Raw genomic sequence first — 25,137 nt, forward strand, 5'->3', positions numbered from 1 at the left:
TCGAATTTCGCGGCGTCGATGCGGGGCAGCCGGATCCGGTAGGTGGTGTAGTTGTCTTCGACGGTCTTGCTGAATTCCGGTCCCCGTTCGGGGCGGGAAGGCTGTTCGGGTTTCGGTGCCAGACTGATCGCTTTGATCAGTTGGGTGACGGTCGCGGATTCGGCGACTTCGGCGTAGTGCTCATCGGAGCCGTCGGCGCCGCGTTCGGCGATGACCCCGACCTGATCCAGTGACAGCCGGCCGTCTCGTAACCCGTCGGTGCAGCGGGGCAGCTCGTCGAGTCGGCGGGCGATGGCGACCATGGTCTCGGCGTTGCGGGTGGAGACACCGGTTTTCCAGGCCACCAGTGCCGGTACCGATTTGGCGCCGGTCATACCGGCCAGGTCTTCACGCTCCAGCTGGGCGACGATCGCCACGATCTTGCCGTCGATCGCATTGCGCTGCCCGCACAACTCGCTGAGCTCGCCGAACAGCACCTCTAGACGCTCCTTGGGAGCCAAAGATGCTGTCGCGGTGGACATCAAACCATCCTCGCAGAGGCCACCGACAAGTACCGGCTACGGAAGCACCCGCACCGGGACGTTGCTCCAGCCCGCCACGTTCTGCATGTTGACCCGTTTACAGCCGTCCCAATCGACCTCGTAGCGCGGCATGAAATCGAGCATCCGGTCGAGCGCCACCACACTCTCCATCCGGGCCAGCGCCGCCCCCAGACAACTGTGGATGCCGTACCCGAACCCCAGGTTTTGGGCCTGGGTGCGGTCCCGCTCGATGTCGAAGCGGTCCGGATCCGTCCATGCTGCGGGATCGCGATTGGCCGAGCCGCCCAACAGGAACACCGGCTTGCCGGCCGGGATCGTCACACCATGGAGCGTCACGTCACGCATGGCCCTGCGCACGTTGTACTGCGCCGGTGCCTCCAGCCGCAACAGCTCCTCCACGGCCAGCGGAGTCTTGCTCCGGTCGTCGAGCAGCAGGCGCCACTGATCCGGGTTCTGCGCGAACACGACGGCGGCGTTGCCGAGCAGTTTGGTGACCGTCTCGGCGCCGGCGCCACCCAAAAGCATGGCAAATTCGGTGATTTCGAGGTCGGTCAGCGACTCCATGGCGCCGTCCCCGCGTTCGATTTCGGCCGCGATCAGCGTGCTCAGCAGGTCGTCGCCGAGCTCACCGCGGCGCTTCTTGACCAGCTTGTAGTAGTACACCGCCATGTCCACGCCGGCCTTCTGCCCGGTCTCACCCATGTCGACCTGACCGGGATCCCGGTGCAGGAGATCGTCGATCCAGATCCGGACCCGCTGACGGTCCGGCTCGGGAACGCCCTGCATGATGGTCATCACGTCGACGGGGAACCGCGCGGAAAAGTCCTGCACGAAATCGAAGCCGGCGCCGTCGACATCAGCGAGATGCCGGTCGATCGATGAGCACACCAAGGCCCGCCGGGCCTCGATCGCTCGTGGGGTGAACACCTTGTTGAGTAGGCTGCGCATCCGGCGGTGTGCGGGTGGGTCCATCGCGATGATCGACCCGTGTTCGGTCACCTCGTCTTTGCGGACCTGCGAAAGGTCGACACCGTATGCGGACGAATAGGTTTCGTAGTCCTTGAACGCCGCGGCGACGTCCTCGTGGCGGGACAACGCATAGAAGTCGTACCGGTCGCTGTAGTAGACCGGAGTCTCGTCCCGCATCCGGCGATAGGTGCCATAGGGATTGGCGAAGAAATCGTCGGAGAACGGATCGAACTCGAGTTTGGGTGGGGTCACCGCGGTCATCGCCCCGTACGCCTCAGATCTGGGCCAGCGCCGGCGGTTGCACGGCGGTGGGATCGGGATTGGCCAGCGGCAGGCCCATGAACCGGCGCGCGTTGTCACCCATGAAGTCATAGGTGCGCCGGACGTCCATACCCTCGGCGTACTTCCAGAAGCCGTTGGGTTCGGCCAGGCCCTCGGGGTGCGGGTAGTCCGAGCCGAACATCACCTTGTCCCAGCCGACGGTGTTGACGACGTCGGAGACGCAGCCCTCCCAGAACGGGCTGACCCAGATGTTGCGGCGAAACACCTCGTGCGGATGCTCCGGGAAATTCTGCGGCATCTTCTTCTGAAGATCTTCGAAGTCGTTGAACAGTGGGAAGATCCACCCGCTACCATTCTCCACACTGGCCACCCGGAGCTTCGGGAAGCGGGTCAGCGTGCCGTGGCAGATCAGGGCCGTGATCATGTCGGCGATCTCGCGGTGTCCCAGCACCATCCACCGAAAAGCGCTCTGTGCCATGAAGTTTTGCGTGTACGGCGGCTCCCACTTGCCGACGTAATCGTCCAGCGGTGGATAGCTGGCGTGCAACACGATGGGCAACCCGGCTGCCTCCACATCGCGCCAGAACGGGTCGAACTCGGGCAGCGCGGGGGAACGCCAGCCGTGCAGGCCGTTGACCGGGCCCGGCTTGATCAGGGCGACGCGGGCGCCGCGTTCCAGCAGCCAGGCCACTTCGCGTTGGGCCGCATCGACTTCGGAGAGATTGATGATGGGTGTGGTGAACACCCGGTTCTCGTGGTTGAAGCCCCAGTGCTCATAGATCCACTCGTTGAGGGCGTGCACGATGGCCAGCGTCAGCTGCGGGTCATCGGCGCTGGAATGCTCCACCAGGCTGCCCAGGGTGGGGTAGTTCAACGCCTCGGAGACGCCCTGGCGGTCGAGCTCCTTCACCCGATCGGCGGGATTACGCGTGGCCTCGGGTGCGTCGATGGCCCGGCCCTGCATCTCGCGCAGCGTCTGGCCTTCGGTGTTCTCGCCGGCGAAGAACTTCTCGTGCGCGCCGGGTGCGGCCACCCGCTCGAAGGTCGGGTTCGGGATGAAGTCGGTGACCCGATTGTTGATCACGATGCGGGTCTGCTTGCCGAACTGCCCGTACTGGACGGCCCGGCTGTACTTCTCGGGGAGGAACTTCGTCAGCGCATCGCCGGTCTCGTACATGTGCTGGTCGGCATCGAAGATCGGTGCATCCCGGAACTGTTCGGTCATGTGTCAAGCTGCCTCTCGCGCAATGAGTATCACAAACTCAGGACGGTGGCCCCGGCGGTGCCGGGGGCCCCGTAGAGCTGGGCGAAACCGACCTTCGGATTGCCGGGCACCTGGCGGTCACCGGCCTCGCCGCGCAACTGGCGTACCAACTCGTGGATCTGCCGCAGCCCGGACGCGCCGATCGGTTCGCCGTTGGCGATCAGCCCGCCGTCGGTGTTGACCGGCAGCGATCCGCCGATTTCCGTTGCCCCGTCGGCGAGGAGCTTCTCCTGATCGCCGTCGGCGCAGAAGCCGCATTCGGCCATATGGATGATCTCGGCTCCGGCATCGGTGTCCTGCAGCTGCACCACATCGACGTCTTCGGGTGCCACACCGGACTTCTCGAACGCGGCGCGGGCGGCGTAGACGGTTGGCGCCACATCCTCCTCGACGGGCGCGCACGTGGTGTTGACCTCATAGGCGCCGTAGCGCCGGGTCCGGATCTCTACCGCCTTCAGGTACACCGGCTTGGCGGTGTAACGGTGCGCAATGTCGGCGCGGCACATGACGACTGCGGCGGCGCCCTCGTCGGGAGCGCAGAACATGTACTGGGTCAACGGGTAGTTCAGCATCGCCGAGTTGAGGATGTCGTCTTCGTCGATCGGCTTGCGGCGGAACGCATTCGGATTCAGGGAGCCGTTCCGCAGGTTCTTGTTGGCCACTTTGGCCAGGGTGCGCGCCGAGATGTTGTGGTCATGCAGGTAGCGGTTGGCCTTCATACCGAAGAACTGCGTCGTGAGGTACTGGCCGTTCTCGGCGTACCAGCTGGGCATGCCGACCAGCGCGGGATCCTCGGTGAACGCGCCGCGCGGGTGCTTGTCCAGCCCGACGGCGATGCCGATGTCGTAGTCGCCGAGGCGGATCCCGTCGGCGCAGACCTTGGCTGCTGACGCGGCGGTGGCGCAGGCGTTGAAGACGTTGGTGAAGGGAATGCCCGACAGTCCGACCATGCCGACGATGGCGTCGGGGTTGGCGACGGTCCAGCTGCCGCCGGTAGCCGCGCCGATGTCCTTCCACTCCACACCGGCGTCGTCGACGGCTGCGAACATCGCGTCCACGCCCATCTCCATCGCGGACTTGCCCTCGAACCGGCCGAACGGGTGCAGCCCGACACCGATGATCGCTACGTCGTTCATGATGCTCCCAGGGGCTTGAAGGCGAAGGTGATCAGGTCGTCACCCTCATCGTCGGTGGCGAACGGCAGCATGGTCAGCTCGACCGGCATCCCGAATTGCAGCTTCGTCGGGTCGTTCTCGGTCAGCCGGCCCTCGACACGGATCGTGTCACCGAGCTGCACCAGCCCCACCCCGAAGGGCACGAAGTCCTTACCGACGGGACCCTTGTACGGCGGCCCGGGTGGGAAGCCCTGGGTGGTCCAGGCGACCAGGGTGCCGCGGCGGGGGAGTTGCTCGTCGGTCATCGCGTCGCTACTGCATTTGGGGCAGCGGCGCTGGATGGGAAAGGTGGTCGCCGAGCATGTGCCGCAACGGCTGCCGATCAGCGCCGGATCCGCTGCGGGCCATGTCGAGATCTCCGGTGCCAGTGCTTTCTGCATGGGCGCCTCCTGCCGGATCGATGAACTGCACAAGCCAACTGTAATTCTTACAGTATCGTACGTCGGGTTGGGTCTACGAGTGGAGGTTGCGGTGAGCGAGCTGGTCGCGGAGCAGGTCACGAGCGTGGAGGTCGGCCGCCGCGCCGCGGGCCGCGCCGAGAAGCGCATGCTGATCGACGGGCAGCTGGTCACCGCCGCGTCCGGCACCGAATTCGACAATGTCAGCCCGGCCACCGGCCTGGTGCTGGGTACCACGTCGGCCGCGGGCGCCGAGGATATGGATGCCGCGATCGCCGCCGCCCGGCGCGCCTTCGACGACGGCGACTGGGCGGTCAACCGTGCCCTGCGGCAGCGCACACTGTTGCAGCTGCAAGACGCCATCGAGGCCGAAAAAGAAGATCTGCGTGAGGAATTGATCGCCGAGGTCGGGTGCCCGGCGATGACGACACAGAACGCCCAGTTGGACTGGCCGCTGACCGACGCGCTGTGCTACCCGGCCCGGCTCATCGACGAATTCGAATGGGAACGCACCCTGGACGGCGGCGGCCTGTTCGGCGAGCGTAATGCCCGCACGGTCGTCAAGGAGGCCGTCGGGGTCGTCGCGGCCATCACGCCGTCCAACTTCCCCGTCGAGGTGATCCTGAACAAGATCGGTCCGGCGCTGGCGGCCGGGAACACCGTGCTGCTCAAACCGGACCCGAACACCCCGTGGAACGCCACCCGGTTGGGCCGGCTGATCGCCGAGCACACCGACATCCCACCCGGCGTGATCAATGTGGTGCCCACCCCGTCCAACGAGGTCGCGGGTCTGCTCGGCACCGATCCACGCGTCGACATGGTGTCGTTCACCGGTTCCACCGCGGTGGGCCGGCACCTGATGCGGGTCGGCGCGGACACGATGAAGCGCACCTTCCTGGAGCTCGGCGGCAAGTCGGCGATGATCGTGCTGGATGACGCCAACCCGGCGCACATCATTCCCAGCGCCATCGGCGCCTGCGTGCACGCAGGCCAGGCCTGCGCCGCGAACACCCGGATGCTGGTACACCGCAGCCTGTTCGACGAGGCCGTGGCCAACGTGACGATGGCTTTCGGTGGGGTGCCGGTCGGTGATCCCGTGCTGCCGACCACGTTGGTGGGCCCGCTGATCAGCGCAGCGCAGAAGCAGCGCGTGCTCGACGCCATCGACGGGGCGCGGCGCGATGGGGCCGACATCGTGGTGGGCGGTGGTGTGCCGGCAGGCTTACCGGAACACCTGACGGGCGGGCACTTCGTCGCGCCCACCGTCATCGTGGGGGCCGATCCGGCCTCCGCCATCGCGCAGGACGAGGTGTTCGGTCCGGTGCTCGTTCTCATCCCGTTCGACGACGACGACGAGGCGGTACGGCTGGCCAACGACAGCGCCTTCGGCCTCGCGGGCGCGGTGCTGTCCAAGTCCGCCGACCGGGCGATGGGCGTGGCCCGGCGGATCCGGACCGGCGCGATCGGTGTCAACGGCGGCATGTACTACGGCGCCGACGCACCGTTCGGTGGATTCAAGAACAGCGGCGTCGGGCGGCAGTGCGGCATCGAAGGATTCGCGCAGTACACCGAGACCAAGACCATCGGGTGGCGCCGGCCGCGTTCCTGAAACCGGTTATGCGACAAGGGCTCCGGCACGGTCCAGGATGCAGCCCAGGACATACTCGAAGTTGATGTCGTCGGCGACGCCCAGGCGGTGCCCCTGCCCGGTCGCCTCGGCGATGTAGGGCGTGGTCGCGGCGTCGATGAGCGCCCGCTGCCCTTCGCCTCGTGGTTCGATGCCGGGCATCTTGTCCTGCAGTCGTTCCATGATCACCGTGGCGCGCACATGTGTGGCGATGGCCGAATAGGTGTCGAAGGCCTGGGTGGGCGTCAGCCCGGCCCGCACCAGCGCAGCGACGGGCGGTTCCAGTTTGCGGATGGCACCCTGCACGGCCTGGCGGCTGTAGGACCCCCGGATCAGTATCAGGTCACACAGGATCGGGCTGGCCAGGAACATCTTTCGCATGGTGCGCGCGTGGTGGGCCAGGGATTCGCGCCAGTTGTCGGCGTCGATGGTGGTGGCGGTGAAGTCGTAGGAATCCAGCGCACGGTCGGTCATCGCGTCGAGCAGATCGTCCTTACGGCGGAAATACCAGTAGATGCTGGTGACACCCACATCGAGGTGGCGGGCCAGTTGCGGCATGCTCAGGTGATCGATGGAGACCTGCTCGGCCACCTCGAACGCGCCGTTGAGGATTTCTTCGACGTTGATCGACCCGCGCTCGCGGCGCTTGCGTTTGGACGCGGGCCGGGTCATGTCAGCTGACCGGGTTGAAGGTGACGGGGATGGCTGTGGGGGAGCGGAACGGCTGACCGAAGATGTGGGGATCGCTGCTGGTGTCGAGTTCGATCTCGGTCACGCGGTCGAGCAGGCATTCCATCGCCACCCGGGTCTCCATGCGGGCCAGGTGCAGGCCCAGGCAGGTGTGTTCGCCCGCGGCAAAGGTGATGTGGGGTACGCGCTTGCGGAAGATGTCGAACTCTTCGGGCCGCTCCCAACGGGTTTCGTCGCGGTTGGCCGATCCGATGCACACGTCGATCACCGCGCCGGCGGGCAGCGCCACACCGTCGAGCTCGGTCTCGACATTGGCCGAACGCTGCACGGTGGTCAGCGGGGTCTCGAAGCGCAATGCTTCTTCGATGGCTTGTCCCAGCAGTTCCCGGTCGGCCTGTACCGCCGCGAACTGCTCGGGGTGGGTGAGCAGCAGGTACAGCAGATTGCCCGAGGACCGGTAGGTGGTCTCCAGCCCGGCGGGCAGCAACAGTCGCAGGAACGAGTAGATGGCCTCGTCGGTGAGTTTCTCCCCGGCCACCTCGGCGGTCACCAGGTCGCCGATGATGTCATCGGTGGGCGCGGAACGGCGCAACTCGATCTGGTTGAGGAAGTAGTCCTTCAGTGCCGCGGAGGCCTCGAACGCGCGCTTGTATTTGACTGTGTAGCTGATCAATTCGACGGCACGTTGGCGGAACCAGGCCAGGTCCTCCTCGGGCAGGCCGAGCAGCTTCGAGATGACCCGGGTGGGGAATTCGAACGTGAAGTCGCGGACCAGATCCGCGCGCCCCGTCTCGAGGAACTCGTCGATCAGTGCCTCACAGATGGGCCGCACGATCTCGGGTTCCCAACGGGCCAAGGACTTGGTCTTGAACGCGGTGGTCACGAGATTGCGATGATCTCGGTGCGGCTTGCCCTCCATGGCCAGGATGGACGGGCCGATGAACAGGCCGATGGTGTTGTCGTAGATCTTCGAGTTGAAGGACTTGCCGTCGCGGAACACGGTGCTGACGGCGTCGAAGGACACGGCGGCGTATTGGTGCTCGGCACGCAGCGACTCGGGGGTCTTGCGCCAGTCCATGACGCTGCCCTCGAACACGCCGTTGCGGGCGCGGTGGTAGGCGAACAACGGGTAGGGATCCCGCAACAGGTTGAAGGATTCGCCCAAGACATCCGCTGCGGCGGACGCATCCTCAGTCTGGCTTTCCACGCCTGGTCCCCACCTTCGTGCCGGTCCTACAGAGGGCAATTACGGTAAAGATTACAGTAGACCGTCCCGTCTGGTCGAAACACCCGATTTTGCAGTACCGATACCGAGGTGCCGGTATCGGTTCGACGGCCTGCCCGGACTGCTACCGTGGCATTTACCGGAGGGAGTTTTCGGATATGAGCACAACCGACGAGCGGGTCGAGCGCGGACTGGACATGCGCGCTCTGCTGGAACGCCAGCGGCGATCGTTCATCGCCGACGGTCCGCCGGACGTTGCGGTCCGGCAGCACCGCATCGACCGGTTGATGGCGCTCGTCCTCGACAACACCGATGCCTTCGTCGACGCCATGGCCGCCGACTTCGGTACCCGGTCCCGCGCCGCCTCGCTGTTCACCGAGGTGGTCGGCATCATCCCGGTGATCGAGCACACCCGGGCCCATGTGGCGCAATGGATGCGAGCCACCAAGCTGATGCGCGCCGCCCGGGTGGCCGGCCTGCGCGCCGAGGTGGAACCAGCCCCGCTGGGTGTCGTCGGGATCATCGGCCCGTGGAACTTCCCGCTGAATCTGGTGGTCCTGCCGGCGTCGGCCGCGTTCGCCGCCGGGAACCGGGTGATGATCAAGATGTCCGAAATCACCTCGCACACAGCCGAACTGATGGCGGCGACGGCACCGGACTACTTCGACGAGACCGAGTTGGCGGTGTTCACCGGTGGCACCGAGGTGGCCGCGGATTTCTCGGCGCTACCGTTCGACCACCTGTTCTTCACCGGCTCGCCGGGCGTCGGGTCCCTGGTGCAGCGCGCCGCCGCCGAGAATCTGGTCCCGGTGACGCTGGAACTCGGTGGCAAGAACCCGGTGGTGGTCGCTCCGGATGCCGACATCCGCCGCTCCGCGACGCGGATCGCGCAGGCGCGCATGGTCAATGGCGGTCAGGTCTGCGTGTGTCCCGACTACGTGTTCGTCCCCGATCAGAAAGTCGGTGAGTTCGTCGACGTCGCGCGCCAGACGCTGCAGGGGATGTTCCCGGCCATCATCGCCAACGGCGACTACTGCTCAAGTGTGAACGAGGCCAACTTCGACCGGGTGGTCGGGCTGGTCGACGATGCGCGTGCTCGCGGCGCCACCGTGGAAGCCGTTGCGCCGCCGGGCGAGACACTGCCGGACCGGACCAGCCGCAAGATCGCGCCGACCATCGTGCGCGACGTCGACGACACGATGCAGATCGCCACGGAGGAGATCTTCGGGCCCGTCCTCGCGGTGCACGGGTATTCCACCCTGACACAGGCGATCGACTACATCAACGCCCGGCCGGCGCCGTTGGTGGCCTATTGGTACGGGCCCGACGGTGATGCCTTCCGGACGTTCGTGGGCAACACCCGCAGTGGGGGTGTCGCGCGAAATGACTTCGCCGCGCAGATGATTCCGTCTGCGGCGCCTTTCGGTGGGGTCGGTCGCAGCGGCATGGGTGCCTATCACGGCAAGGCCGGCTTCGACGCGTTCAGTCACCAGCGGACGGTGGTGGGCACCGACCTGCCGTTCAGCATGACGGGAAGTGCCGCGCCGCCGTTCCGGCGGGGCATGCGGATGTACGCCGACGTCACCCTGGCGATGGCGCGCCGGCGTACTCACCGTCGGCTCAAGAACCGCTCGGTCTAATCGCCGAGCGAAGCCTGCTCCCGAGCCCACCGGTAGTCGGCTTTGCCCGCCGGGCTGCGCTCGAGCACCGGGCGGAACACCACTGCCTTGGGGAGTTTGTACCGCGCGATGGATGTTTCGGCGTGCCGGATCAGTTCGTCGGCATCGGCGTGCGCACCCTCGGCCAGGGCGACCACCGCGACGACTTCGCTGCCCCACCGCTCACTGGGCCGGCCGGCCACCACGACGTCGGCCACCGCGGGATGTGAGGCTATTGCGGACTCGACCTCCTCGGCGAAGATCTTCTCCCCACCGGAGTTGATGGTCACCGAATCGCGGCCGAGCAGTTCGACGGCCCCGCTGTCGAGGTGGCGGGCACGGTCGCCCGGCACCGCGAACCGCACGCCGTCGATGACCGGGAAAGTCGCCGCCGTCTTGGTGGCGTCGCCCTTGTAACCCAACGGGACGTAGCCGCGCTGCGCCAGCCAGCCGAGCCCCTCGTGGGCGGGCGGCAGTACGGCGCTGAGATCCTCGGCCACCACACAGGTGTCGGGCCCGGCGTTGAACGTGCCGGTCGAGACGGCACCGGGTGCCGACATGTGGCTCATCTGCGCGCCGGTCTCCGACGAACCGACTCCGTCGATCACGATGAGCCCCGGCTTCGCATCGATCAACTGCTGCTTCACATATGGGGTGAGTTGCGCGCCGCCGTTCGCGACGACCGAGAGCGAGGAGACGTCGGCGCTGCCGTCGGCCAGACTGCTCTGGATGGCGGCCAGCAGTGGCCGGGCCATCGCATCGCCGACCACGGTGGCGACCAGCACCTGCTCACGCTCGATGGTGCGCACCACGTCGTCGGTGTCGAAGCGTTCGACGACGCTGGGGAACACCAATGTCTGACCCGTGGTGATGGCCGTCATGGCGGCCCATTGCGCGGCGCCGTGGATCAGCGGCGGCAGGATCAGCAGTTTGGTGCCGGGGTTCTCCGCCACCCGGGCGACGATCTCGTCGACCGAGCCGACCCGCTCGCCGGTGACCATGTTGCGACCACCGAATGCGGTCATGAAGATGTCATGCTGGCGCCACAGCACACCCTTGGGCATACCGGTGGTGCCGCCGGTGTAGAGCACGTAGAGGTCGTCCGGGGAGGGCTCGACCGGTGGGGCCGCAATGTCCGCGTTGACGATCGACTCGTAGTCCACGGCACCGTCGAGCAGGTCGTTGCCGGAGCCGTCGGCGATCTGGATGAGCACCTTGAGGTTCGGCAGCTCGTCCCGGATCTCGGCGACCCGCGGCGCGAACGCGGCGTGATACAGCAGCGCCGAAGCCTCGGAATCGGCGAGCAGATACTGCAATTCGTTCTTGACGTAGCGGTAGTTCACGTTGAACGGGGCGACCCTGGCGCGGAACGCGCCGAGCAGGCCCTCGACGAACTCTGGCCCGTTGTAGGCGTAGATACCGAGCAGATCCTGGCCCACCTGGTGTCCGGACAATGACTCGCGGTCGGTGTGGCAGCCCAGCCTGCGGGCGTGCAGATACGCGGCCAACCGATTGGACCGGTCGACGATGTGGCGGTAGCTGTAGCGACGTTCGCCCTGGGCGACGAGCGTGCGATCGGGTATCACCGCGGCGACGGCTTCGGCGACGGCGGGGACGGTGAACATCGGGCATGTGTCAGCCATGGTTCGTCCAGCTTTCGATGAGTTCATCTGTGGTGGTGATCGTGGCCAGCAGGGCGAGGCTGTTGTCGATGACGGCCTGCCCGTATTCGGCGGGAAAGCCAGCGACGGCGTCGCGCGGGAGGATGACCTGGTAGCCGGCATTGATGGCGTCCATCACCAGGCTGGGGATCGCGATGTTCAGTGAAACCCCCACGGGGACAATGGTGGTCACACCGAGATTGCGCAGCACCGCGTCCAGGTCGGTACCGCCCATCGGGCCCACGCCGTGCCAGCGGGACAGCACCAGATCCTGTTGTTCCGGGCCGAATTCGGGTAGCAGGGTGGCGCCCTCGCTGCCGGGGGTGATGTCGACCGAGCGTTTACCCGCGGCGAACAGCCGGGCATTGTGGTTGGAGCCCAGCCCGTCGGGGCGGCGCTGCACCAGGCAGTGCACCACGTGGTGACCGGCCGCCCGGGCGGCCGGCAGCAGCCGACCGATATTGGGCAGCGCTTCACGCTGGGCTTCTTTGGCGAGGACGGCGAGACCGGCGTTGGGGCCGACCACCGCACCCTGCAGCTCCTGGGTGATGACGGCTGTCGTCACGCGTTGGCGCCGTGCTTTTGCCCCGTCGCTTCACTCGCCCAGGGACTTTTTCCCGTCGCTTCGCTCGCCCAGGGACTTTTTCCCGTCGCTTCGCTCGCCCAGTCCGGCGGGACCTCGTAGAACTGCGTCGCCCACTTCCGCATGGCCATATAGGGTTTCGCGTCGATCTTGGACAACGACGGACGCTCGACGTACTTCTGATAGCGCCAGATGTCCAGGTCGTCCCACACGGTGATGAGGTATTGCTTCTCGACCCGTTTGCGGACGTCCTCGGGTGGGATGTCGGAGGTGTCGCCGGGCTGTTTGGGCCACCAGATCGAATAGAACATGTTGGAGACCTGGTCGTCGACCGGTGTGCAGGCGAAGATGAGCCGGTGTTCGGAGGCACCCTCGAAGGCGCTGATGGCGAAGCCCAGGCCGGAGAAGTGGCTGTGGATGTAGAGGGCCATCTTGTTCGGGTCCTCACTGCGGGCGTCGGGCCAGCCGGTGAGGAACTGCCACTCGTTGTCGACGACCTTCCAGTCCAGGCAGACCGGGGTGACGGTGGCGCGGTGCACGTACTTGAAATGCGCACTGTCCGGGCCGTTTTCGGCCACGATCTGCGGGTGCACAGGTTCATTCTCGGCGAATCGGGAGAATTCCGGGAAGGGCCGGTAGAACGCGTCGGGGTCGGTGGGGAACTGCGGGAACTTGTCGAAGATGTCGGGCAGTTCCCATTGCGGCGGTTCGCCGTGGGGCTGGTACCACATGAACACACAGCCGTGCTGTTCCTGGATCGGGTACACCCGCAGCTTCAGCCCGCGGTTGGGCTTGTCGGGCTGATACGGGATGAAGGTGTTGGCGCCGTCGGGACCCCAACGCCAGCCGTGGAAGGGGCATTCCACACAGTCGCCGACGATCTTGCCGCCGCGCCCCAGGTGCGCACCGAGATGTTTGCAGTGCCCTTCCATCAGGTGCAGGTCACCGGACTCGTCGCGCCAGGCGACCAGATCCTCACCGAAGTACTTCAGCGGCCGGGTCTCGCCTGCCACGAACTCGGTTGACCAGCCGATCATGAACCAGCCGGTGACTTTCCAGGTGAATGGAACTTCCATGAACAACCTCCGCGATCAGGCCGAGATACTGAACAGCTTACAGTAGTATCGTCCGTTAGTACCACAAACACCGGAGGAGCACGATGGCAGGGCTGTTGACCGACAAGGTCGCGTTCATCACCGGAGCGGCGCGTGGCCAGGGCCGCGCACATGCGGTCCGGATGGCGAAGGAGGGCGCCGACATCATCGCGGTGGACGTCGCCGGGCCCCTGCCCCCGAAGGTGCCGTACCTGTCGGCCACCGCGGATGATTTCGCGGAGACGGTCGACCTGGTCAAGGCCGAGGGCCGGCGGATCTTCCATCGCGCCGTCGACGTCCGCGACTACGACGGTCTGAAAGGCGCCGTCGACGACGGGGTCGCCGAACTGGGCCGACTGGACGTCATCGTGGCCAATGCCGGGATCACCATCCCCGAGGCGTGGCACGACATCACCCCGGAGTCGTTCCGCGACACCATCGACGTCAACGTGACCGGCACCTGGAACACCGTCATGGCCGGCGCCCAGCACATCATCGACGGCGGCAAGGGCGGCTCGATCATTCTCGTGAGTTCCCTTGCGGGCGTGAAGATGCAGGCCTTCATGGTGCACTACACGGCCAGCAAGCATGCCGTCACCGGCATGGCTCGCGCCTTCGCCGCCGAGCTCGGCAAGCACCACATCCGGGTGAACAGCCTGCACCCCGGCCCGGTGGCCACCGCCATGGGCACCGGCGACATGGTCGTCGCGCTGAACAAAGCGTTCGAGACCAACCCGCCGCTGGTGCAGATGGGTACGCCGTTCACCCCGAACTGGATTGTCGAGCCCGAGGACATCGCCGCGTCGGCGGTGTGGCTGGCTTCCGATGAGGCCCGGCACATCAGCGCGGTGGCCCTGTCGATCGACAACGGGATGGCACAGTTCTGATCATGAGCGATGACTTCGAAGCGATCCGCCAGCTCAAGGCCCGGTACTGCCGATTCCTGGACACCAAGGACATCGAGGCGTGGAAGACCGTGTTCGCCCACGACGTCGTCGTCAAGCTCGACATGGCGATCTCGACCGGGGGAGCAGACGGCCAGACCGCGCCGGATCTGCACGGCCTGGACGAGTTCTTGCCGGTGGTGCTCGGCGGCGTCGAGGGTGCGCAGACCAAACACCACTGCCACACCCCGGAGATCACCCTGACCTCGGACACCACCGCCGCTGCGATCTGGGCGATGGAGGACCTGCTGCTGTTTCCCAACGGCGGCCAACTCTTCGGTGCCGGGCATTATCACGAGACGTATGAGAAGCGGGCCGGGAACTGGGTGATCACCAGCCTGCACCTGACGCGGACGATCCTGCAGTTCACCGCGGGCCCCGATGACCACTAGGCGCCCCGTCCTGGTGATGGGAGCGAGTGGTTTTCTCGGCTCACACGTCACTCGCCAACTGGTGGAGCGCGGCGACCGGGTACGGGTTCTGTTGCGCCGCAGCAGTTCCACCAGGCCGATTGACGACCTCGATGTCGAACGCCACTACGGTGACATCTTCGACGACGACGCGGTCCGTGCGGCCATGGCCGGCTGTGAGGCGGTGTTCTACTGCGTCGTCGACACCCGGGCGTGGCTGCGCGACCCGGCCCCGCTGTTCCGCACCAATGTGGAGGGGCTGCGCCGGGTGCTGGACATCGCGACCGCCGCCGAGCTGAAGCGGTTCGTCTTCACCAGCACCATCGGTGCGGTGGCGGTGGGCCGCAACGGCCGCGCGGCGTGCGAGGACGACTCGTTCAACTGGCCGGGAGTGGGTGGCCCGTACATCGAATCCCGGCGCCAGGCAGAGCAACTCGTGCTGGAGTACACGCGCGAGCGGGGGCTGCCCGCCGTCGCGATGTGCGTATCCAACACCTATGGGCCCCGGGACTGGCAGCCCACCCCGCACGGGGCGATGGTGGCCGCCGCCGCACTCGGCAAGGTTCCGGTCCACATCAGCGGCGTGGCCTCGGAGGTGGTCGGCGTCGAGGATGCCGCCCGCGCCCTGGTGCTGGCCGCCGACCGCGGCCGGATCGGCGAGCGCTACATCATCTCCGAGCGCTATCTGAGCCAGCGGGAGATCTTCGCGGCGGCCGCCCGCGCCGTCGGGGTCCGGCCGCCCCGGATCGGGGTGCCGCTGGCGGCGGTGTACGCCGCCGGCTACGTCGGGAGCCTGGCGGGACGGCTACTCGACCGCGACTTCCCGGTGACGGTCACCTCGGTGCGGCTGCTCGACACCACCTCTCCGCTGGATCACTCCAAAGCCACCAAAGACTTGGGCTGGCAGCCGGAACCGGCGACCGACGCGATCGCCCGCGCCGCCCGGTTCTACGTCGAGCGGCATCAGAAACGAGCGGCCGCATGAGTACCGACTACGACGTGATCGTGATCGGGGCCGGCTTCTCCGGCCTGTACGCCTTGCACCGACTGCGTGCGCAGAAACTGCGAATCCTGTTGTTGGAGAAGGCCGATGCCGTCGGCGGTACGTGGCTGGTGAACCGCTATCCCGGCGCCCGCTGCGATATCGAGAGCATCGAGTACTCCTACAGTTTCTCCGACGAGATCCAGCAGGACTGGGTGTGGACCGAGTCGATGCCTGCCCAGCCGGAGATCGAGGCCTACCTGAACTTCGTCGCCGACCGGCTGGACCTGCGCCGCGACATCGCGTTCGGCACCGAGGTGGTCGCGATGACGTTCGATGAGGCGGGTTCGCGCTGGCACCTGGACACGGCCGCCGGTGCGCAGTATTCGGCGCCGTTCGTGATCGCGGCGTCCGGCATCCTCTCGGTGCCGCTCGAACCGCAGATCGAGGGAATGGAATCCTTCGGTGGCACTTCGCTGTTCACCAACAGGTGGCCGGCCGAGGGCGTCGATCTCACCGGCAGGCGTGTGGGCGTCATCGGCACCGGCTCGACCGGGGTACAGCTCATTCCCGTGGTGGCGCGCCAGGCCGGCCGGCTGTTCGTCTTCCAGCGGTCGCCGGCCTTCACTCTGCCCTGGACCGTGCACCGGTTCGCCGACGGTGAACTCGATGAGCTGAAGGAGAACTACGCCGATATCCGCGCGGCGCAGCGGGCGCATCCGGTCGGGGCAGCGCGGCTGTCGGCCTTCTCGGTGTTGCTGGACATGCTCGCCAGCCCACCGATCAAGACGGCGTCCCGCGAAGATCAGTTGCGTGCCATCGATGAACGCGGGGTGATGGGCGCGCTGAACTGGGGTGACATCTTCTTCGACATCGAGGCCAACCGGATGGCGACCGCGCTGTACGGCGAGGCGGTGGCCCGCATCGTCGACAACCCGGCCACCGCAGCCGCATTGGTGCCGACGCACCCGTTCGCCTGCAAGCGGCCCATCATCGACCAGGGGTACTACGAGACCTTCAACCGGGACAACGTGACCCTGGTCGACCTGCGTCGCGATCCCATCGTGGCAGTCGACGCGACGGGCATCGCCACCGAGCAGAAGCACATCGACCTCGACGTGATCGTGTATGCCACCGGTTTCGACGCCATGACCGGTGCCCTGACCCGGATGGCGGTCCGCGGGCGCGACGGCCTACTGCTGCGCGATTATTGGGCGGAGGCGGGCCCGCTGTCCTATCTCGGGCTGGCGGTCGCCGGATTTCCCAACCTGTTCCTGGTGCAGGGCCCGGGCAGCCCCTCGGCGGCCACGAACTTCGTGGCCGCGATGGAGCAGCACATCGAGTGGATTGCCGACTGTATCGGGTACCTGCGTGAACACGGGCATGACACGATCGACGCGAACCACGATGCGCAACAGGACTGGATCGACCACGCGACGTCACTGGTGGCGCCGACCGTGCTGACCCACCCGAGCTGCAACTCCTGGTACAACGGAGCCAACGTGCCGGGCAAGAAGAGGATGTACATGGGCTACACCGCGGGTATCCCGGAGTACCGGCGGCGCTGCGACGAGATTGCTGCCGGCGGCTACCTGGGATTCACCCTTGCGTAGGGCCGCGCAGATCGTCTGGGAACTGGGCGGCGTGCTGCCCCGCTCGGTCGGCGCCTTGATCGGTGAGTGGAATCCACTGACGGTCAACGGTATCCGTCAGCTCGGTGAGGTCGCCCTCGACGAACTCGTGGTCACCGGCATGACCCTCAGCGGGCCACCGCCGGAGCCGCCGCGACCGTTGGCCGCCTACGAGCGGGCTGCCGACGAACTGTCCGGGCTCGGGATCGACGGGGCGCATCGCGCACCCGACCCTGCCGTGGCGGCCGAGATCGTGTCACACCGATTCGGCGGACTGACTTACGAGGAGCTCCTCTTCGAGCACGATCCGCAGCTCCCCGAGTCGGTGCTGGCCGACGGTCACGGCGGACCTGCGACCGCGCGGGTGCGGTTGTACCGCGACGGCACGCAACCCCGGCCCTGGCTGGTGTGGGTGCACGGTGCGGGCCAAGGCGATCCGATGGACCTGCTGGTGGCCCGGGTGCGCCGCGCACGGGAACTCGGCTTCAATGTTGCGTTGCCGATCCAGCCCGGGCACGGGCCGCGGCGGCGGCACTGGCCGGAGTACCCCGCACGCGATCCGCTGGCCAATGTCGCGGGCATGATGCGCGCCGTCTCGGAGGTGCGGGCCCTGATCGACTGGCTGGCACCGCAATCTGTATCGATATCGGTATCGGGCCTCTCGTTGGGCAGCGCCGTGGCCGCGCTGGTGGCGCACCTGGACGATCGTGTCGATGCGGTCGCCGTGTACACACCTATCCTGGGGCTGAACACGATGATCGGTATGCACCTGGGCCGCTGGGGTGCGGCGGGTCGGCGGGCAGGCGAACTGCTGCAGTCCGACACGGTGTCGGCGCTGACCTCGGTGGTGGACCCGCTGGCCACGGTGCCGCGCGCGGACCGCAGGCTGATCGTCGGCGCCTGGCACGACCGGATGGCCATGCGCACCTCGGCGCTGGCCCTGCACGAGCAGTGGGGCGGGGACCTGTACTGGCATGACGGCAGCCACGTCGGGCATCTGTTCGCGCCCGGGGTGGGCCGCACCACCGACCGTTTCCTGCAGTCGGTCAGTGCGCCCGTCCGTAGCTTGAGATCAGCCGCGCCCGAACACGGTTGATCTCGACGTCGAGGTCGTGATCCTCGGGCACGACGACCCACTGGAAGGCGAGGCCGAACACCGACGCGGTGATGTCCTCACGGGCGGCGTCCACGTCGATGTCCGGCTGGATGGATCCATCCGCGATGCCGGCGCGCAGGCCGGCCTCGACCTTGACACCGGCGTCGCGCAGCTGGCTGCGGACCGCCTCACGTAGCGGCGAGGTCGTCTTCACCGCCTCGAAGGCGGAGACGAACATGGCGCGCATCAGGGCCGGGTCCACCGCGTGGATCTCCTGGATGCGCTCGAAATGCGCGAGGACCTGCTGCAGCCCGTCGGCCCCGGGCTCGGGATCGGGATTCAACCGCACGACGTAGGTCTGCTGGAACGCCTCCAGGATGGCGTCCTTGCTGCCGTAGCGGGCATGCACCATGGCCCGGCTGTAGCCGGCTCTGCGACCGATCTCGGCCGCTGTCGTTGCCTCCCAGCCCTTTTCGACGATCAGCTCGGCGGCGGCGATGAGCAGCCGTTGCGAGGACATCTCGACACGCTGCGGTTGGGTCAGGCCCTGAGCGGGGGACGGCACCCTTGCATATTAGGCGATCGACAATTAACTTAGTTGTTCAGCGTCAAATTTCCTGGGAGGTCAACGGTGACAGCGGTGCCTTCGGGGATCGGTGAGGTGACGGCGACCTGGTTGTCGGAGGCGTTGCCCGGCAACGTCACCGGGGTGCGGGCCGAGCGGATCGCGCAGGACACAGGCTTCTCGGCACTGCTGTATCGGGTGCACCTGACCGGAACCGACGTACCGGAGACGGTCATCGTGAAACTTCCGGCTGAGTCCGAGGCGCGGGGCGGGATGGAACTGCTCGGCGGCTATCGGCGCGAACTCGACTTCTACCAACGGATCGCGCCGGTGGCCCCCTTGGCGACCCCGCAGTGCCACGCCGCCCGGATGTCCGGATCCGATTTCGTCCTGGTGCTCGAGGACCTGCAGGAGTGGGAGAACGCCGACCATCTGGCCGGACTGTCGCAGGCGCAGACCCGGACAGCAATCGGTGCACTGGCCGGCCTGCATGCCTGGTCACGCAGCGCTGAAGAGGATGCGCTGCAATGTTTTCCGCTGGTGGACAATCCGCTGACCCGCGACCTGTTCCTGCCGGCGTTCACCCCCGGATGGCAGCTGTATCTGAGCAAGACCGAACAACCGGTGCCCGACGCGGTCGCCCGCTTCGCCGACCGATTCGCGGAACTGGCGCCCCAGGCCCTGTCCGCGCTGACCGAGCGGGCGATGCTGCTGCACGGCGACATCCGGGCCGACAACATGTTCTTCCGCGGCGACGAGCTCAAGATCGTGGACTTCCAGTTGACGGTCCGGGGCGCCGGGGCGGCCGATATCGCGTACCTGGTCAGCCAGGGTCTGCCGGCCGACGTCCGCCGCGGCACCGACCGCGACCTGGTCCGGGCCTACGTGGCCGACCTGGAATCCCATGGTGTCGAGGACTATTCGTTCGACGAGGCATGGCGGCACTACCGGTTCGGTGTGGCGTTGCTGATGTACATGCCCGTGGTGGCACTGCTCACCTGGGACGTGGTGCCGCAGCGTTCACGGCAACTGTGCCTCACCCTGATCGACCGGGCCGTGACCGCCATCGAAGACGTTGCCGCACTTGAGGAGTTCGACCTGTGAGGACCGCTCGCGAAGTGGTGGAACAGTACAACCTGGTGGTGTGGAACGAGCGCGATTTCGAGCTCGCCGATGAACTGTTGGGCGACAGCGTGATCCGCCATGATGTGGGGGAGTCCACGACCCTCACCCACGCCGAGGCAGTCAGTCGGGTGGTCGACCACTGGGGGTTGTTCGAAACCATCCGGTTCGACCTGAATCTCGTGGTCGCCGGCGATGACGGCGAGCACGTGGCGATCGTCTACCAGTCGCCGATGAAGCTCAAGGACGGCACCGAGACGACGGTGGGCAGCATGGAGGTCTTCCGGGTGCGCGACGGCCGCATCACCGAAGTGTGGAACTGTGGTTACAAACAAGGAGTGTGGGCGTGACGATTGGCACAGCGGTTCTCGACGAACTGGGCTACTACCTGCTGGCGGGCGCCGGTGGGGAGGGACCGGCGACGCTGATGGACGAGGCGCGCCGCGGTGAGGAACTCGGTTTCGGTACCGCCTTCATCTCCGAACGGTGGAACGTCAAGGAAGCGTCGTCACTGGTCGGCGCGGCGTGCGCGGTGACCGACCGGATGCAGATCGCGACGGCCGCCACCAATCACAACACCCGCCACCCGCTGATCACCGGTTCGTGGGCCACCACCATGCACAAGCTGTCGAAGGGCCGGTTCACCCTGGGCATCGGCCGCGGTATCGCCGCCATGTACAACGCCTTCGGCGTGCCCGCGGTGACCACCGCGCAGATGGAGGATTTCGCGCAGGTGATGCGCCGGTTGTGGCATGGCGAGGTGATCATCAACCACGACGGGCCGATCGGCAAGTACCAGGTGCTGTTCCTGGATCCCGATTTCCGCGAGGACATCCGGCTGGGCATCGTGGCATTCGGGCCGCAGACGCTGGCGCTGGGCGGCCGGGCGTTCGACGACGTCATCCTGCACACCTACTTCACCCCGGAGACGTTGCAGCGGGCGGTCAAGATAGTCAAGGACGCCGCCGAGCAGGCCGGCCGGGACCCCGCCGACGTGCGGGTGTGGTCCTGTTTCGCCACCGTCGGGGACCATCTGCCCGAGGAACTGCGGCTGAAGAAGACCGTCGCCCGGCTGGCCACCTACCTGCAGGGCTACGGGGACCTGCTGGTCAGCACCAACGGCTGGGATCCCGCTGTGCTGCAACGCTTCCGCGCGGACTCGGTGGTCACCTCGATCGCCGGTGGAATAGACCACAAGGCATCCGCCGAGCAGATCGAGCACATCGCCACCCTCATCCCCGACGAATGGCTGGAGCCGTCGGCCACCGGTTCGGCGCAGCAGTGCGTCGACCGGATCCGCAAGGAGTTCGGCTACGGCGCCGACGCGGTGATCATGCACGGAGCCACCCCGGACGAGCTCGAGCCGATCGTCGCGGCCTACCGGCAGTCCTGACCCGCGGGGCGCCGCCACACCAGTACCGCGTCCGCGGTCGACAAGATCAGCTCGTCGCCGCGGACTGCGGCGTGCCGGAACTGTGGCGCCGCAAGCAGTTCGGGCATCGTCGAGATGCCCACCTGATGGTGGACGGTCGCGGTCTCCTCATCGACGGAAAAGCGTCCGCCGTAGGCGATGTGCTGATCGCCGCCGGTCAGCTGCGCCGACATGTGGCCGTCCCCGGTGTAGAGGATCAGCCCCTGCGGTTGGTTGCCCAGCGGCCTGCTGCCGTCACTGACGGTGAAGGACAACAACTCCCACGCGCCGGTGAGGTCGCCGCGCAGCGTCATCAGGGCAGGATGACCGTGCGCTGCACCGGTTCGGCGGCCGCTTGGCGGGACCGTAGCCCCCGGCGAAGCGCATCGAGCAGTTGATCACGGGTTTCGCGCGGGTCGATGAGTTCGTCGAAGCCGAGGTGGCCGGCGGACCGGAAGGACGCGGTGAGCTCGGCCTCGCGCAGTTTGGCGGACAGGTCCTCCTCGGCGTGCGACGCCTTCGACAACGCCGCCGCGCTCATCGCGCCCATCGTCGCACCGGGATAGGCGAAGCACGCCTCCTGCCCGTCGAATCCCAACAGCGACATCACCATCGAGCCGAAGCCGTACGCCTTGCGCAACGTGACGTGGAGTTTGAGGGTGGTGGCCGAGGTCTGCGCGGCGAACATCCGGGCACCCGCCCGCAGTACGCCGGACTTCTCGGACCGGCTGCCCGGCAGCATGCCCGGGTTGTCGGCGAAGAAGATGATCGGTAGATGGAAGGAGTCGGCGACCATGATGAAATGCGCTGCCTTGTCGGCCGCGTCGGCGTCGATGGACCCCGCGAGCACGTTGGGCTGATTGGCGATCACGGCGACCGGATGCCCACCCAGGTGCGCCAGCGCGCAGATGATGGCCTTGCCAAAGTACGGCTGGACCTCGAACCATTCGGTGTTGTCGAACACCACGTCGAGCACCGAACGCATGTTGTAGACGCGGCGGTTGTCGCGGGAGATGATCTCCAGCAGTTCGGGAGTCGGCCGCGGTGCGGTGTCCTCGTCCTCGGCGACCTGCTCGGGGTAGGACCAGGCGCTGGACGGAAAGTAGGAAAGGTAGCGTCGGATGTCGTCGATGACGGTCTCGTCGTCCTCGCCCAGGTTGTGCACCACCCCGCTGTACAGGGCGACGTCGGGGCCGCCGAGATCCTCCTTGGTGATGTCCTCCCCGGTGGACTCCTTCACCACCGGCGGACCGGCGGTGAAGATGGCGCCCTGGCTGCTCATGATGCGGAAGTCGCTGACGGGAGCGACCAGCGCCCCGTGCCCGGCCGAGGGGCCGAGCAGGGCGGCCACCGTCGGGACCCGGCCGGAGCACTGCGCCTGGGCGATCAGGTCGGTCGGCGTCCGCCCGTACCGTTCACCGCTGGCGCGGTGGCCCGCACCTTCGAGCAGCATGACCAACGGAATCTTGTCGCGCAGTGCGAGTTCGGCGACCCGGTAGCGCTTGGCGTTGCCCGACGGACCGATACTGCCCGCCAGTGTGGTGAAGTCCTCGGCGCCGACCATCACCGGAGAGCCGTTGATCAGCCCCGAGCCGGTCACGATGCCGTCGGCGGCGATGTCCTCGCCCGCGAGCATGCCGAGTTCGCGAAAGGTCCCCTTGTCCAGTAGCCGGTCCAGCCGGGCCCGGACGTCGAGCTTGCCCTTGGCGTGATGCTTGGCGACCCGTTCGGCCCCACCCATGGCCAGCGTGTGCCGGCGGCGGCGGTCGAGGTCGTCGAGGGTTTCCTGCCAGTCCGAAGCGTTCGCCATCACCGGTCCTTGTCTCGTGGCGTTGACCATACTGAATTGCTTACTGTAGCGTCCCCCGCATGGGTAACGGCGCCCGGCTCTGCATCGATCGGGGCATCCCCAGTGATCTGCACAAGGTGCCCGTCGTGGCGCGCACGCTGGAGGAACAGGGTTACGACGGCTGCTGGACCGGTGAAATCAATCATGATCCCTTCCTGCCGTTGCTTCTCGCTGCCGAGCACACCACCAGGATGCAGCTGGGCACAAGCATCGCGGTGGCCTTCGCGCGCAATCCGATGCTCGTGGCCAACCTCGGCTGGGACCTGCACGCCTACTCGCGGGGCCGGTTCATCCTGGGTCTGGGCACCCAGGTGCAGGCGCATATCGAGAAGCGGTTCGGGATGCCCTGGGGCCAGCCGGTGCGCCGGATGCGCGAATTCGTCGCTGCGGTGCAGGCGATCTGGACGTCGTGGCGGGACCACACCCGGCTGGGGTTCGAAGGCGAGTTCTACACCCACAAGCTGATGACCCCGATGTTCACCCCCGAAGGCCACGAGTACGGGGTACCGAAGATCTTCATCGCCGCGGTGGGCGACGCCATGACCCAACTGTGCGGCGAGGTCGCCGACGGGCTGATCGCGCACGCGTTCACGACCAAGCGCTACCTGGACGAGGTCACCACTCCGGCGCTGATGGCAGGCCTGGCGCGGTCCGGCCGGGATCGCGCGGACCTGGAGGTGTCCTGCCCGGTGTTCGTCGTGACGGGGGAGACCGAAGAGCAGTTCACCGCAGCGGCGGCCGCGCACCGCAAGCAGATAGCGTTCTACGGATCCACCCCGGCCTATCGCAAGGTGTTGGATCTGCACGGCTGGGGTGATCTGCACACCGAATTGCACCGGCTGTCCCGGCTGGGTGAATGGGACACCATGGCCGGCCTGGTCGACGACGAGGTGCTGGCGGCGTTCACCGTGGTCGCCCCGCTGCCGGAGGTGGCGGCCGCATTGCGGCAGCGCTGCGACGGTGCCATCGACCGGGTGCTGCCCGGATTCCCTGCCGGACTTTCGGAGTCTGCGATAAGTGTTGTGCTGCAGGAACTTCGCGGCCTGGTGAGGAGTCAGTAGATGGACAAGATCAGTGGCCGCACCGTGGTGATCACCGGTGCCGCTCGCGGTATCGGGTACGCGACCGCCAAGGCGTTGCTGGCTCGCGGCGCGCGGGTGGTGATCGGTGATCGGGACGTCGCGGCCCTGGAATCGGCGGTGGTGTCGCTGGGCGTCGATCAGGTGTCGGGACACCCGCTGGATGTCACCGACCGGGAATCGTTCTCGGCGTTCCTGGACAAGGCCCGCGCAGACGCCGGCGGCCATATCGACGTGCTGATCAACAATGCCGGGGTGATGCCGATCGGGGGATTCCTCGATCAATCCGTGGCGGCCCTGCGCTCGGCGATCGAGGTGAACTTCTACGGGGTGGTGACCGGGTGCCAGTTGGTGCTGCCGGAGATGATCGAGCGGCGCGGCGGGCACATCATCAACGTCGCATCGCTGGCGGGGCTGATGCCCGTGCCCGGCCAGACCGTCTATGCCGGAACCAAATCCGCGGTGATCAGCCTGTCGAGCGCGATGGCCGACGAGTTCGCCGGGCGCGGTGTGCAGGTGAGTGTGGTCATGCCGCCGTTCACCCGCACCGAGCTCATCTCGGGCACCGCCGAGACCAAGACGAACCGGCCCGTGGAACCCGAGGCGATTGCCGCGGCGATCGTCAAGGCGCTCGACAAGCCGAAGACGCATGTCACCGTGCCCGGCGGAATTCGGTTCGTACTCGGTCCGATCGGGCTCCTGGGTCCACGTGGCAGGCGCTGGGTGGGCAGGCGCGTCGGCACCGACAAGGTGTTCCTGGAATTCGACACCGCCGCGCGGCAGGGCTACGAACAACGAGCGCAGGCCGCATTGGGCGTGGTCGGTGAATCGGATCGCGCGACCGGACGCTGAACTGTAATAGTTACAGTAGGATCGGCAG

The 25,137-nt window shown here is 66.8% G+C and carries 25 protein-coding genes; 12 read left to right on the forward strand and 13 right to left on the reverse strand.

Annotated elements, in window-relative coordinates:
• The 5 genes from AC1DY7_RS18005 to AC1DY7_RS18025 form a co-directional block, all read right to left on the reverse strand.
• Positions 1-521, reverse strand: a 521-nt coding sequence (locus AC1DY7_RS18005; protein ID WP_477495071.1) for a DUF222 domain-containing protein, incomplete at its 3' end; no start/stop codon positions are given.
• 36 nt (positions 522-557) lie between these two features.
• Entirely contained in the window at positions 558-1,763 is a 1,206-nt protein-coding gene (locus AC1DY7_RS18010) for a cytochrome P450 (protein ID WP_477495259.1), read from the reverse strand.
• Between the two features lie 22 nt (positions 1,764-1,785).
• Positions 1,786-3,018, reverse strand: coding sequence for an amidohydrolase family protein (locus AC1DY7_RS18015; RefSeq protein WP_477495072.1), 1,233 nt, complete (start codon positions 3,016-3,018; stop codon positions 1,786-1,788).
• Between the two features lie 29 nt (positions 3,019-3,047).
• Positions 3,048-4,193, reverse strand: coding sequence for a thiolase family protein (locus AC1DY7_RS18020; RefSeq protein ID WP_477495073.1), 1,146 nt, complete (start codon positions 4,191-4,193; stop codon positions 3,048-3,050).
• Positions 4,190-4,612: a Zn-ribbon domain-containing OB-fold protein gene (locus AC1DY7_RS18025; protein WP_477495074.1), complete on the reverse strand. Its 423-nt coding sequence runs from the start codon at positions 4,610-4,612 to the stop codon at positions 4,190-4,192. The genes AC1DY7_RS18020 and AC1DY7_RS18025 overlap by 4 nt, the downstream gene beginning before the upstream one ends.
• A gap of 166 nt (positions 4,613-4,778) precedes the next feature.
• Between AC1DY7_RS18025 and AC1DY7_RS18030 the strand changes: the two genes are divergently transcribed.
• Positions 4,779-6,239 carry an aldehyde dehydrogenase family protein gene (locus tag AC1DY7_RS18030; RefSeq protein WP_477495260.1) on the forward strand — a complete coding sequence of 487 codons (1,461 nt, stop codon included), beginning with the start codon at positions 4,779-4,781 and terminating at the stop codon, positions 6,237-6,239.
• A gap of 6 nt (positions 6,240-6,245) precedes the next feature.
• On the opposite strand, the gene AC1DY7_RS18035 is transcribed toward AC1DY7_RS18030, so the two are convergent.
• Positions 6,246-6,929 carry a TetR/AcrR family transcriptional regulator gene (locus tag AC1DY7_RS18035; RefSeq protein WP_477495075.1) on the reverse strand — a complete coding sequence of 228 codons (684 nt, stop codon included), beginning with the start codon at positions 6,927-6,929 and terminating at the stop codon, positions 6,246-6,248.
• Position 6,930: 1 nt separating this feature from the next.
• Positions 6,931-8,154, reverse strand: coding sequence for a cytochrome P450 (locus AC1DY7_RS18040; RefSeq protein WP_477495076.1), 1,224 nt, complete (start codon positions 8,152-8,154; stop codon positions 6,931-6,933).
• A 176-nt stretch (positions 8,155-8,330) separates the two neighbouring features.
• On the opposite strand from AC1DY7_RS18040, the gene AC1DY7_RS18045 reads away from it, so the two are divergent.
• Positions 8,331-9,812, forward strand: a complete 1,482-nt coding sequence (locus AC1DY7_RS18045; RefSeq protein ID WP_477495077.1) for a coniferyl aldehyde dehydrogenase — start codon at positions 8,331-8,333, stop codon at positions 9,810-9,812.
• On the opposite strand, the gene AC1DY7_RS18050 is transcribed toward AC1DY7_RS18045, so the two are convergent.
• From AC1DY7_RS18050 to AC1DY7_RS18060, 3 genes are read right to left on the reverse strand one after another with little or no spacing between them, the layout of a single operon-like run.
• Positions 9,809-11,473, reverse strand: a complete 1,665-nt coding sequence (locus AC1DY7_RS18050) for an acyl-CoA synthetase (RefSeq protein ID WP_477495078.1) — start codon at positions 11,471-11,473, stop codon at positions 9,809-9,811. The genes AC1DY7_RS18045 and AC1DY7_RS18050 overlap by 4 nt on opposite strands.
• The gene (locus tag AC1DY7_RS18055; RefSeq protein ID WP_477495079.1) at positions 11,466-12,056 is read right to left on the reverse strand and encodes a cysteine hydrolase family protein; all 591 of its coding nucleotides are present in this window, start codon (positions 12,054-12,056) and stop codon (positions 11,466-11,468) included. Before AC1DY7_RS18055 ends, AC1DY7_RS18050 begins: the two co-directional genes overlap by 8 nt.
• On the reverse strand, positions 12,053-13,150 hold the full coding sequence (locus AC1DY7_RS18060) for an aromatic ring-hydroxylating oxygenase subunit alpha (RefSeq protein WP_477495080.1): 1,098 nt from the start codon (positions 13,148-13,150) through the stop codon (positions 12,053-12,055). The genes AC1DY7_RS18055 and AC1DY7_RS18060 overlap by 4 nt, the downstream gene beginning before the upstream one ends.
• A gap of 83 nt (positions 13,151-13,233) precedes the next feature.
• Here AC1DY7_RS18060 and AC1DY7_RS18065 point away from each other — a divergent pair, with 83 nt between their 5' ends.
• The 5 genes from AC1DY7_RS18065 to AC1DY7_RS18085 are packed head-to-tail and all read left to right on the forward strand — an operon-like array spanning position 13,234 to position 18,231.
• A complete protein-coding gene (locus tag AC1DY7_RS18065; protein WP_477495081.1) occupies positions 13,234-14,055 on the forward strand; it encodes a mycofactocin-coupled SDR family oxidoreductase in 822 nt (273 codons plus the stop codon).
• Between the two features lie 2 nt (positions 14,056-14,057).
• Entirely contained in the window at positions 14,058-14,504 is a 447-nt protein-coding gene (locus AC1DY7_RS18070; RefSeq protein ID WP_477495082.1) for a nuclear transport factor 2 family protein, read from the forward strand.
• Positions 14,494-15,507, forward strand: a complete 1,014-nt coding sequence (locus tag AC1DY7_RS18075) for an NAD-dependent epimerase/dehydratase family protein (RefSeq protein WP_477495083.1) — start codon at positions 14,494-14,496, stop codon at positions 15,505-15,507. Before AC1DY7_RS18070 ends, AC1DY7_RS18075 begins: the two co-directional genes overlap by 11 nt.
• On the forward strand, positions 15,504-17,117 hold the full coding sequence (locus tag AC1DY7_RS18080) for a flavin-containing monooxygenase (RefSeq protein WP_477495084.1): 1,614 nt from the start codon (positions 15,504-15,506) through the stop codon (positions 17,115-17,117). Before AC1DY7_RS18075 ends, AC1DY7_RS18080 begins: the two co-directional genes overlap by 4 nt.
• Positions 17,110-18,231 carry an alpha/beta hydrolase gene (locus AC1DY7_RS18085; RefSeq protein ID WP_477495085.1) on the forward strand — a complete coding sequence of 374 codons (1,122 nt, stop codon included), beginning with the start codon at positions 17,110-17,112 and terminating at the stop codon, positions 18,229-18,231. The genes AC1DY7_RS18080 and AC1DY7_RS18085 overlap by 8 nt, the downstream gene beginning before the upstream one ends.
• On the opposite strand, the gene AC1DY7_RS18090 is transcribed toward AC1DY7_RS18085, so the two are convergent.
• Positions 18,182-18,796 (reverse strand): TetR/AcrR family transcriptional regulator, encoded by a 615-nt coding sequence (locus AC1DY7_RS18090; RefSeq protein ID WP_477495086.1) that lies wholly within the window; start codon positions 18,794-18,796, stop codon positions 18,182-18,184. The two genes, AC1DY7_RS18085 and AC1DY7_RS18090, sit on opposite strands and share 50 nt — an antisense overlap.
• A gap of 66 nt (positions 18,797-18,862) precedes the next feature.
• Between AC1DY7_RS18090 and AC1DY7_RS18095 the strand changes: the two genes are divergently transcribed.
• Genes AC1DY7_RS18095 through AC1DY7_RS18105 form a run of 3 tightly spaced genes read left to right on the forward strand, consistent with a single transcriptional unit; the run spans position 18,863 to position 21,311 of the window.
• Positions 18,863-19,900 (forward strand): phosphotransferase, encoded by a 1,038-nt coding sequence (locus tag AC1DY7_RS18095; RefSeq protein WP_477495087.1) that lies wholly within the window; start codon positions 18,863-18,865, stop codon positions 19,898-19,900.
• Complete coding sequence (locus AC1DY7_RS18100; protein WP_477495088.1) at positions 19,897-20,268, forward strand: nuclear transport factor 2 family protein; 372 nt, start codon at positions 19,897-19,899, stop codon at positions 20,266-20,268. The genes AC1DY7_RS18095 and AC1DY7_RS18100 overlap by 4 nt, the downstream gene beginning before the upstream one ends.
• Positions 20,269-20,270: 2 nt before the next feature.
• Positions 20,271-21,311: a TIGR03857 family LLM class F420-dependent oxidoreductase gene (locus AC1DY7_RS18105; protein WP_477495261.1), complete on the forward strand. Its 1,041-nt coding sequence runs from the start codon at positions 20,271-20,273 to the stop codon at positions 21,309-21,311.
• Here the strand turns inward: AC1DY7_RS18105 and AC1DY7_RS18110 are convergent.
• Positions 21,296-21,643 (reverse strand): lipocalin-like domain-containing protein, encoded by a 348-nt coding sequence (locus AC1DY7_RS18110; RefSeq protein WP_477495089.1) that lies wholly within the window; start codon positions 21,641-21,643, stop codon positions 21,296-21,298. The genes AC1DY7_RS18105 and AC1DY7_RS18110 overlap by 16 nt on opposite strands.
• Positions 21,643-23,139 (reverse strand): acyl-CoA carboxylase subunit beta, encoded by a 1,497-nt coding sequence (locus tag AC1DY7_RS18115; RefSeq protein ID WP_477495090.1) that lies wholly within the window; start codon positions 23,137-23,139, stop codon positions 21,643-21,645. Before AC1DY7_RS18115 ends, AC1DY7_RS18110 begins: the two co-directional genes overlap by 1 nt.
• A 59-nt stretch (positions 23,140-23,198) precedes the next feature.
• Here AC1DY7_RS18115 and AC1DY7_RS18120 point away from each other — a divergent pair, with 59 nt between their 5' ends.
• Positions 23,199-24,239 (forward strand): LLM class F420-dependent oxidoreductase, encoded by a 1,041-nt coding sequence (locus AC1DY7_RS18120; protein ID WP_477495091.1) that lies wholly within the window; start codon positions 23,199-23,201, stop codon positions 24,237-24,239.
• Positions 24,240-25,109, forward strand: a complete 870-nt coding sequence (locus AC1DY7_RS18125) for an SDR family oxidoreductase (RefSeq protein ID WP_477495092.1) — start codon at positions 24,240-24,242, stop codon at positions 25,107-25,109.
• The last annotated feature ends 28 nt before the right edge of the window (positions 25,110-25,137 follow it).

The sequence above is a fragment of the Mycobacterium sp. P2_H7 genome (assembly GCF_056403275.1).